This is a genomic window from Metabacillus niabensis (assembly GCF_902829255.1).
Lineage (GTDB): Bacteria > Bacillota > Bacilli > Bacillales > Bacillaceae > Metabacillus > Metabacillus niabensis.
On sequence record NZ_CADEPK010000407.1, the window covers coordinates 1 to 9565 of the forward strand.

Annotated in this window: 12 protein-coding genes; all 12 read right to left on the reverse strand. The window is 35.2% G+C overall.

From position 1 onward, the window contains the following. Nucleotides 1–829: polyprenyl synthetase family protein (locus tag HU235_RS22775; RefSeq protein ID WP_411828270.1), on the reverse strand; the 829-nt coding region annotated here is incomplete at its 3' end. Next, entirely contained in the window at nucleotides 826–1071 is a 246-nt protein-coding gene (locus HU235_RS22780; protein ID WP_095299885.1) for an exodeoxyribonuclease VII small subunit, read from the reverse strand. The genes HU235_RS22775 and HU235_RS22780, both read right to left, overlap by 4 nt. Then, a complete protein-coding gene (gene xseA, locus HU235_RS22785; protein WP_174881701.1) occupies nucleotides 1064–2416 on the reverse strand; it encodes an exodeoxyribonuclease VII large subunit in 1353 nt (450 codons plus the stop codon). Before xseA ends, HU235_RS22780 begins: the two co-directional genes overlap by 8 nt. Nucleotides 2417–2521: 105 nt before the next feature. Further along, the gene (folD, locus tag HU235_RS22790; RefSeq protein WP_095299883.1) at nucleotides 2522–3379 is read right to left on the reverse strand and encodes a bifunctional methylenetetrahydrofolate dehydrogenase/methenyltetrahydrofolate cyclohydrolase FolD; all 858 of its coding nucleotides are present in this window, start codon (nucleotides 3377–3379) and stop codon (nucleotides 2522–2524) included. A 21-nt stretch (nucleotides 3380–3400) separates the two neighbouring features. Continuing rightward, nucleotides 3401–3793 carry a transcription antitermination factor NusB gene (nusB, locus tag HU235_RS22795; protein WP_095299882.1) on the reverse strand — a complete coding sequence of 131 codons (393 nt, stop codon included), beginning with the start codon at nucleotides 3791–3793 and terminating at the stop codon, nucleotides 3401–3403. A gap of 307 nt (nucleotides 3794–4100) precedes the next feature. Next, a complete protein-coding gene (locus HU235_RS22800; protein ID WP_095299929.1) occupies nucleotides 4101–4484 on the reverse strand; it encodes an Asp23/Gls24 family envelope stress response protein in 384 nt (127 codons plus the stop codon). A 49-nt stretch (nucleotides 4485–4533) separates the two neighbouring features. Then, nucleotides 4534–5886: an acetyl-CoA carboxylase biotin carboxylase subunit gene (accC, locus tag HU235_RS22805; RefSeq protein ID WP_174881702.1), complete on the reverse strand. Its 1353-nt coding sequence runs from the start codon at nucleotides 5884–5886 to the stop codon at nucleotides 4534–4536. Nucleotides 5887–5899: 13 nt separating this feature from the next. Continuing rightward, on the reverse strand, nucleotides 5900–6397 hold the full coding sequence (gene accB, locus HU235_RS22810) for an acetyl-CoA carboxylase biotin carboxyl carrier protein (RefSeq protein ID WP_095299880.1): 498 nt from the start codon (nucleotides 6395–6397) through the stop codon (nucleotides 5900–5902). A 347-nt stretch (nucleotides 6398–6744) separates the two neighbouring features. Then, entirely contained in the window at nucleotides 6745–7458 is a 714-nt protein-coding gene (locus tag HU235_RS22815) for a SpoIIIAH-like family protein (protein WP_145583477.1), read from the reverse strand. 14 nt (nucleotides 7459–7472) lie between these two features. Then, nucleotides 7473–8117 carry a stage III sporulation protein AG gene (gene spoIIIAG / locus HU235_RS22820; protein ID WP_095299878.1) on the reverse strand — a complete coding sequence of 215 codons (645 nt, stop codon included), beginning with the start codon at nucleotides 8115–8117 and terminating at the stop codon, nucleotides 7473–7475. Next, entirely contained in the window at nucleotides 8110–8760 is a 651-nt protein-coding gene (gene spoIIIAF, locus HU235_RS22825; RefSeq protein WP_174881703.1) for a stage III sporulation protein AF, read from the reverse strand. Before spoIIIAF ends, spoIIIAG begins: the two co-directional genes overlap by 8 nt. A 48-nt stretch (nucleotides 8761–8808) precedes the next feature. Further along, a partial coding sequence (gene spoIIIAE, locus HU235_RS22830) for a stage III sporulation protein AE (protein WP_174881704.1) occupies nucleotides 8809–9565 on the reverse strand: 757 nt, incomplete at its 5' end.

Consider the following 9565-nt stretch of genomic DNA (forward strand, 5'->3'; position numbering starts at 1 on the left):
CAGATAAACTGTTTAATAACGATTTCGCTTCTTTAATATGACTATCTAATTTTTCTTTAGCACCATCGATTGTTAAGATTGATGGATATGTTGTTTTTTCATTTAAGATATCTGAACCAATTGGTTTACCAATTAGCTCTTGCTGTCCCTCTATATCTAAAATGTCATCACGTATTTGAAATGCAATTCCAAGATGATAAGCAAATGTTCTTAATTTCTCAATATCATCTTCAGGTGCATCAGCTAAAATAGCTCCTGAAACAATTGAAAAACCTAGTAGCTTTGCTGTTTTATGTTCATGAATATATTGTAATTGCTCTAAGGAAAGACTTTTAGCTTCCCCCTCCATATCCGCTACTTGCCCTCCGACCATTCCTTCTACACCAGCAGCATACACTAATTCGGAAATAATCCGAAGCCTTTTCTCTGGTGAAGGTTTCGAATCATTTACTATTAATGAAAAGCTTTGGGTAAGCAACCCATCACCCGCAAGTACAGCCATCGCTTCACCGAATACCTTGTGATTAGTAGGCTTTCCTCGGCGTAAATCATCGTCATCCATACATGGTAAATCATCATGTATTAGCGAATAAGTATGAATCATTTCCACTGCACAAGCTGTAGAAATCCCAATGTCTTCTTGTTTGTTATAAGTATGTAGCAAAGCTAATACAAGGATAGGACGCAGCCTTTTCCCTCCAGCTTCTAATGAATAGAGCATTGCATCTTTTAACAAATCTGGAGTGTTTAAGCTCTCAACATAACTTGACATCGCCACTTCAATTTTCTCTTTACTCTGATCTAAAAAATCACTTAATTTCATCTTCAAGATTTATCTTCCTCCTGAAGTTCAAATGGCTTCAACTCTCCATCATCTCTTAAAATATAATCCATTTGTTTTTCAACATGTTGCAACTTATCATTACATATTTTAGAAAGTTCCATTCCTTTTTGAAAATATTCGATAGCTTTTTCTAACGGTACATCGCCTTCTTCTAATTTACCGACAATTTCTTCTAATTGCTGCATAGCTGCTTCGAAGCTAATTTCAGATTGATTTTCTTTACTCATTAACAGTTCGCTCCTCTATACCCTTTACTTGACAGTCAATTTTTCCATCCATAAATTGAACCTTTATCTGTTGATCAATTTTTAATTGGTCTACACTTTTTATCAGCTTATCATCCTGATAGACAAGGCTATATCCGCGTTCCATAACCTTTAAAGGACTTAAAGCACTTAATTTTGCTATCATTTGTTGAAATTGAGCATCTTTTTCTGATAAAACTGCTTTCATTTCTCGATTTAATAAATTCACTAACGTACGATACGCATCCTTTGACCGGTTAATTTGCTCTTTTGGATGTACGTTCTTTAAACGATTATTAATGCTTTTATAAGCGTCTTTTTTAGATGAAATCGCCCTTTGTCCATCTTTAAGAAGTCGTTCAACTATTATATCTAGCTGCTGCTCCTTTTGTAAATATAATTGTTTTGGATATCGAAACGCATAGGAAGTTTGAAAGTGTTTTAATCTTTCCCTTTTTGAGGAGACTTTTTCTTGCATCGTTCTTTTTAATCTATTCTTCCTATCTAAAAGGCGATCTAACAATTCTGAAAAGTGGGGTACAGCCATTTCGGCAGCACCTGTAGGCGTAGGAGCCCGCAAATCTGCGACAAAGTCTGCAATGGTAAAATCTGTTTCATGACCAACGGCAGAAATAATAGGAACAGAAGAAGCAAATATTTCTCTTGCAACAATTTCTTCATTAAATGCCCACAGCTCCTCAATCGAACCACCACCACGGCCAACAATTAATACATCCATTCCCTCTATTTGATTTGCACGTTTTATTGCTTTTACGATCGACTCTTTTGCATGATCCCCTTGTACAAGGGCTGGAATAAGAATTATTTTTGCTAGTGGGTAACGTCGATGAATTGTTGTCATTATATCTCTGATGGCTGCACCAGTTGGAGATGTAATAACTCCTACTTGATTAGGAAATTTCGGTATTGGTTTTTTATGAATCGGGTCAAATAACCCTTCCTTTTGCAAAGTGTTTTTTAATTCTTCATATGCTAAATAAAGGCTGCCAATTCCATCAGGCTGCATTTCTTTTACATATACTTGATACCCTCCACTTTGTTCATAAACCGTTATTTCCCCTCTAATTAAAACCTTCATTCCATTTCCGGGTTTGAATTTTAAAGACTTGTTAGCCCCAGCAAACATTACAGCTTGGATTCTTGCCTTTTCATCCTTAAGAGTAAAATACATATGTCCACGGCTATGTAGATTAAAATTAGAAAGTTCCCCTTTTATCCAAATATCTGATAAGTGAGGATCAACATCAAATTTTCGCTTTATATATTTTGTTAATGCTGTAACAGTTACATATTTTATTTCGCTCATAAAACAACCTCCTTATTCCGTTCTATTACCTAATGAAGGAAAGGACGGAGCAACTACCCCGTCCACAACATCATATAGCTTTTTTCATTCAAACGTACAAGAGGTTTATTTTCTATTCAAAAATTGCTTAGCAGATTGAACCGTATTATGTGCTAACATTGTAATTGTCATTGGACCAACCCCACCTGGAACTGGTGTTACGTAGCTTGCAATCTCTTTTGCTTCATCAAATACTACATCACCACATAATTTACCATTGTCAAGTCTATTCACACCAACATCGATAACAACTGCACCTTGTTTTATATCAGAGCCTTTAATAAAGTTAGCCCGTCCAACAGCAGCGACAAGGATATCTGCTTCCTTAGTATAGGAAGATAAATTATTTGTTTTGGAATGACAATATGTTACGGTTGCATGCTCATTTAAAAGAAGCTGTCCAACAGGTTTACCAACAATATTACTTCTACCGACAACTACAACATTTTTACCAGCGATTTCTACACCTACAGATTTAATCATCTCAACAATCCCTGCTGGTGTACAAGGAAGAAATGTTTCTTGCCCTGTCATCATTCGACCAATGTTAATTGGATGGAAACCATCAACATCCTTTAAAGGTGAAATCTTTTCAACAACCGCTGTTTCATTGATATGATCAGGTAAAGGTAGTTGAACTAATATTCCATGGTATTCATCATTATTATTATAACTTTCAATAACATCTAGAAGTTCTTTTTCAGTTAAGGTTGATGGGAAATGCTCTAATTTAAAGCCAACTCCTATTTCTTCAGATGCCTTTTGCTTTCCCCGAATATATGAAACTGATGCAGGATTATCCCCAACTAAGATAACAACAAGCTTAGGAAGTAATCCTTTTGCTTTTATCTGTTCTACTTCCTTAGCTAGTTCACTTCTCTTTTGTTGTGATAATTGTTTTCCATCAATAATTGTTGCAACCATACCTATTTCCTCCTCTAAATATCAATTTTCTATGTCTTTTTTTATTTTAGAAAGAACACCATTAATAAATTTACTTGATTGTTCATCTCCAAAGGCTTTAGCCAATTCAACTGCCTCATCTAGTGTGACATTCGCTGGGATATCGTGTTCATACTTTAATTCGTAAACAGCCATACGTAATATCGTTTTATCAATATTTGCCAATCGATCAATTGTCCAATTCACAAGATGTGGAGTTATTAGCTCATCAAGTTCTTTTTCATGCTCAATTGTGCCAAAAACAAGAGACTCCATAAATTGATCAGACTTTTGCTCGTCCAACGCATGTACGATTGCTTCATTTGGATCCGTTTTACTTACATTTACTTGAAATAATGCCTGAAGTGCCTTTTCTCTCGCTGTTCTACGTTTCATTCTTTCTTGCTCCTTTAATATATAAAAATTATCTCGAATGTCATAACGTGATCATACCATATCTACTGGTTAGATTCATGTAAAATATCACTTTTTTTATGTATTTTCCGAATAAAAAGCACCTACATCGTTTTAAACATTCGTAATTTTTCGTAATCCTCTATTATCAATATAACCAGACCTACGATTCTTTAACAATGATAATTTTACATTTATCGATATATTTAAAAAAACCAAAGGGAATGAACCCTCTGGTTTTATCTTTCACCCTAGAGTAGACGAGTATAAACAAACTCATCAACAAAAATTACATTTCTTGATCTACTTCTGTTTCTTGTGTTTTTGATTCAAACTGTACACCAACAACATGAATATTAACCTCATTCACTTCTAAAGCAGTCATGTTAAGTAGTGCTTGACGAATATTATCTTGGATTTTTTGGGCTACAGAAGGAATTGATACACCGAAAATCATTACACAATATACATCAATAATGATCCCTTCTTCGGATAAGTCAACTTTTACACCTTTACCGTGATTCTTTTTCCCAAGTCTTTCAGCAACACCTGCAGCAAAATTCCCTCTCATTGAGGCAACTCCCTCAATTTCAGATGCTGCAATACCAGCAATGACCTCAATAACTTCAGGAGCAATCTCCACTTTACCTAAACCATTATAATCTTGATTCATTTCTAAAACATTATTGGTTTCTTTCAAAAGTCAGCACCTCCAATTAATTTTATGAATCCATGACCTTATACATTTCTAAAAACTTCGTGTTAAAATCACCTGAAACAAATTTTTCATGCTCAAGAAGTCTTAAATGAAACGGAATTGTTGTAGAAACACCTTCAATAACAAATTCACTTAACGCACGTTTCATTCGAGAAATCGCTTCTTCTCTAGTCGCACCATATGTAATCAGTTTAGCAATCATTGAGTCATAAAACGGTGGAATAGAATATCCAGGATATGCCGCTGAATCTACTCTAACACCTAGACCGCCAGGCGGCAAGTACATCTCTATTTTCCCTGGAGATGGCATAAAATTCTTTTCAGGATTTTCAGCATTTATTCGACATTCAATAGCCCATCCATTAAAAACAACTTCATCTTGTGTAACTGATAACTTTTCTCCAGAAGCAACTCTAATTTGCTCTTTAATTAAATCAATACCTGTTACCATCTCAGTAACCGGATGTTCTACTTGAATTCGCGTATTCATTTCCATGAAATAAAATTTCTTATTGATATGGTCAAATATAAATTCAACTGTACCTGCACCAGTATAATTAACAGCTGCAGCAGCCTTAACAGCAGCTTCCCCCATTTGCTCACGAATTGATTCATCTAAAGCAGGGGATGGAGTTTCTTCTAATAACTTTTGCAGACGTCGCTGAATAGAGCAATCACGTTCACCTAAGTGAATAACATTTCCAAAGGAATCAGCTAATACTTGAATTTCGACGTGACGAAAATCTTCAATATATTTTTCAATATAAACACCTGGATTTCCAAATGCTGTTGCAGCTTCTTGTTGAGTAATTTCTATTCCTTTAATTAAAGCTTCTTCATCATGTGCAACGCGAATACCCTTTCCGCCGCCACCAGCTGTAGCTTTTATAATTACAGGATAGCCCATTTCATTGGCCAATTGCTTTGCTTGATCGACATTTTCAATAATTCCTCGTGAGCCAGGTACAATTGGCACTCCAGCTTCACGCATTGTTTCTCTTGCAACATCCTTTGTTCCCATCTTCGAAATTGCATCAGCACTAGGTCCGACAAAGATAATATTGCACTCTTTACATAGTTCAGCAAAATCGGCATTTTCCGCTAAAAATCCATAGCCTGGGTGGATAGCATCACTGCCAGTTAACATTGCTACACTAATAATATTTGTAAAATTTAAATAGCTTTCTCTTGAAGATGTAGGTCCAATACAGTATGCTTCATCTGCAAGCTGGACATGTAAGGCCTCTCTGTCTGCTTCCGAAAAAACAGCAACCGTTTCTATATCAAGTTCTTTACACGCTCGAATAATTCGAACAGCTATTTCTCCTCGATTAGCAATTAATAGTTTCTTTATCATGATTAATAGCTCCTTACTCTGGCTTTACAAGGAATAAAGGTTGACCGTACTCGACAAGTTGTCCATTTTGAACAAGAACTTCAACGATTTCACCCTTCACTTCTGCTTCAATTTCATTAAATAACTTCATAGCCTCTACAATACAAACAACTGTATCATTTGTAACCTTTGAGCCTACTTCTACATAGTTACCAGCTTCAGGTGAGGATGCTGAATAAAATGTCCCAACCATTGGGGATACAATTTTATGTAAATTTGCTGTATCAGCCTTTGTAGATTCACCTACTGATTCTTGGACAGGAGTCTCAACAATTGGTGCTTGATTTTGCACAACTTGAGGTTGGATCGCTTCCTGTACTGGTGAAGAAACTACATTGCGAACAATCGTTTCAACTTCTTGTTGTTGTTTTTTTAATTTTAACTTTGAACCCTCGTGTTCAAATGAAAATTCATGAATAGAAGATTGATCAATAAGTTTAATAATTTCTCTAATTTCTTGTATTTTTAGCATGCTTAGGCACCCCTTAATCATATGATCATGCATGAGTAAACATGATCGTAAAATTTATAATCTAGTACTAAAAGTTAGTCTCATAATTACATCTTACGATAAGTTATATAAGAAATTCAACCATTACTATTAACTCCAACTTCTACACCTAGGATAAAATACTTGTTATTCCTATATTTTTTCATTATATACTCACACTAATTTTTTTTCACATTTGGAAATGCGAACGATAATGATCCCCTTTATTATTTACTGCAAACATTTTCACTGGATTAGTCATCTTACTATGTTAAATAATAATATAAAAAGGTCAATCCTCCAAAGGATTGACCTAAAATCTTTATATGTTATTTAAATGTTACAACTACTTCATTCATATTCTCTATTTCATCCTTTACAAGCATCATAATTTTATTAGCAGATGATTTATCATGCTCTTTTGATGCCTTTACAGTAATTTTCACATTATTTCCTTCTGCACGTACTAAGGCATCCTCATATCCTTCAGATTTGATTAAAGTTTCTAGAATTGCTTCCTTGCGCGCTGCTTCATCTAATGCTTCCATTTCATCTTTTGCTTCACTTTTTTCTTCTGCAGAAACTTCACTGCTTGCTAACGTTGTTGCTAATTGCTCTTTTAATTTACTTCTGTCATCATCAAGTTGCATACGTAATTCTTCGAATAGTTCTTCACTAGTAACACTTGAAGTAACTGTTCCTCCGTCTTCAAACTCTTCTGTTTTCACTTCTGTATTCGAAGCAGACTCCTCTTTGTTATCCTCTTCAGCTACAGCAGATTCTTTGTTTTCAGTAGAAGCTTCATCCTTTGTTTCTTCTGCAGCCTCTAAGTTCTCTTGAGCTGTTTTATCCTCTGTTGCTTCCTCTTGTGCAGTATTTTCAGCTGTTTCTTTTTGAGTAGTATTTTCAGCTGTTTCTTTTTCTTCCTCTGTCATAACAATATTGCTAGACCCACCATCAGGAGAAGTAACATAGTAAACTGATAGTACCACCACTAAACTTAACATCGTCAATAACCAAACCGTTTGTTTCTTTAACATCATCTATTCATCCTCCTTCATTTTTTCGATGCTACTGCTACTCGATGACTAGGTACGCCTAGCACACGTGTAACAGAATCTATTATTGTTTTTTTTATGTGAATGTTGTCAGCACCAGCAGCAACAATTAGGACACCACGTATTTCTGGTTTCTTTGTTTGTACAACAATTGGCGCCTCTTTTTCCCCATCCTGGATGATAACAACTTGTTCATCAATCGATTGATCTTCTACTTCCCTTTTACCCCCATCACGATCTGTTTCCTTTGTAACCTGACTCTGAGAAACACTATTTTTTTCAACTATTTTTTGAGCAGTTGAATCAACATTTACTACAACTGATACTTTCCCAACACCCTCTATCGTTTCAAGTACGTCTTTCAGTTGACTTTCGTATTCTTCCTCGTACTCAGAGATGGAGCCGGTTCCTGTCGTTTCCGTTTGAGATTGTTTAAAAACTTCGGTTGTATCCTCTTTCTCAGCTGTAGAAGCAGGTAATGTATTATTTACCGTTTTGTCAGGCGAAAATAGATTGCTAACAATCATGATGGCAACACCTAGTACAAATACTAGAATAAAATAATGATATTTTGATGGTTTTTTAGAATCAGATTGGCCAAGAATAGACTTTAGCTTGTGAAGAAAGCCTTCTTTATTACTCATCTAATGACTCCTCCCCTCCTTCCAGTAGTAGTGTGATTTTTTCTTCTTCTACTTCCCAAATTTCAGCAAGGAATGCTGTCACTTCATTTGGATTTATTTTTGACTGCTCCACATCTGTTTCTAGTTCTTTTGTTGTATCAATTGTTACTGGTTGAACTGTTTCTATTGCTTCTTCCTCTACTGTTTCCTCTGCATTTTCCTTTAGTAGTACTTCGATTTGTGTTAGATCTTTTTGAGAATGAATTTGGTCTGCTTGTTTTGATTCAGAAAGAAGGATCTTATCAATTGTTACATCATATCTTTGCACCAGCTCCTCTTCTGCCATCGTTTTCATTTGGACAGCCATTTGTTCTAAAATATATGCACGTTGTGAAGCTTGTATTTCTTTTTTCTGAAATTCCATTGAATTTTTTATATCAGTTTCTGTCGATGCTGAATTATTTACTTGAAATTGCTCAAGAACATCATTCATATCGGTTGTAAATATCCGAAAGATGGGATTAATGATGACAATGATTAGTAGTAGACTAATAACCATCTTGGCGTATTTCTGCATTGTAGAGTTGGGTAATAACAAATCAATAATGACTGCCAATAAAATAAATACGATGATATTCGTAATCCACTCTGTTAAAAATGCCAACATAACCCCCTCCTTTGATCTTGCAAAAAATCACTAAATCATCTTATCCTAACGCATCATAATCGTTAAATTTCCCGCAGCAATGATAACAGTGAGACAAAGAAAGAACATTAATGAGACGATAGCTAATGCTGCAAAAATATAAATGACACTTTTACTAATAATGTCTAAACACGCAATCACTGGTCCCCCACCTAACGGCTGCAAAATCGATGCTGCAAATTTATATATAAAAGCTAGAGACAGTACTTTGATTGCTGGAAATGCAACAATAATTAGGAGAATAGCAACTCCGATTACTCCAACTGTGTTTTTTAATAAAATTGAGGCACTAATAACCGTATCTGTTGCATCGGTAAACATCCTACCTAGTACTGGGATAAAGTTTCCTGTTATGAATTTTGCAGTCCGGATTGTGATTCCATCCGTTACAGCTGCCGATGCACCTTGAACAGAGATAACTCCTAAAAATATCGTTAAAAATGATGCTAACAGGCCAATGCTAATATTTCGCAAAAGTCCTGCAAGCTGAGTAACCTTATATTGATCTGTAAGTGTACTAACAATATTTAATAGCGCTGCTAAAAATAGTAAAGGGAGAACAATATTACTTATTAACAATCCACTAGTATTCATTAAAAATATGATAACCGGATGAAAAAACGCTGCAGATGCAATACCACCAGAAGATGCCATTAGTGCTAACAATAGAGGAATTAACGCAAGGATAAAATTCGTCATAGCCTGAATCGCCTCATTTGTATACTGAATAGCGACGTGAAAGCTATTTAATGCAATAATAATC

What these genes read in the sequence shown, in the direction of transcription:
- accC (WP_174881702.1), bottom strand. Translation starts at nt 5,886, where the DNA reads ATGATAAAGAAACTATTAATTGCTAATCGAGGAGAAATAGCTGTTCGA.
- nusB (WP_095299882.1), bottom strand. Translation starts at nt 3,793, where the DNA reads ATGAAACGTAGAACAGCGAGAGAAAAGGCACTTCAGGCATTATTTCAA.
- folD (WP_095299883.1), bottom strand. Translation starts at nt 3,379, where the DNA reads ATGGTTGCAACAATTATTGATGGAAAACAATTATCACAACAAAAGAGA.
- accB (WP_095299880.1), bottom strand. Translation starts at nt 6,397, where the DNA reads ATGCTAAAAATACAAGAAATTAGAGAAATTATTAAACTTATTGATCAA.
- spoIIIAG (WP_095299878.1), bottom strand. Translation starts at nt 8,117, where the DNA reads ATGAGTAATAAAGAAGGCTTTCTTCACAAGCTAAAGTCTATTCTTGGC.
- xseA (WP_174881701.1), bottom strand. Translation starts at nt 2,416, where the DNA reads ATGAGCGAAATAAAATATGTAACTGTTACAGCATTAACAAAATATATA.
- HU235_RS22800 (WP_095299929.1), bottom strand. Translation starts at nt 4,484, where the DNA reads ATGAATCAAGATTATAATGGTTTAGGTAAAGTGGAGATTGCTCCTGAA.
- HU235_RS22780 (WP_095299885.1), bottom strand. Translation starts at nt 1,071, where the DNA reads ATGAGTAAAGAAAATCAATCTGAAATTAGCTTCGAAGCAGCTATGCAG.
- HU235_RS22815 (WP_145583477.1), bottom strand. Translation starts at nt 7,458, where the DNA reads ATGATGTTAAAGAAACAAACGGTTTGGTTATTGACGATGTTAAGTTTA.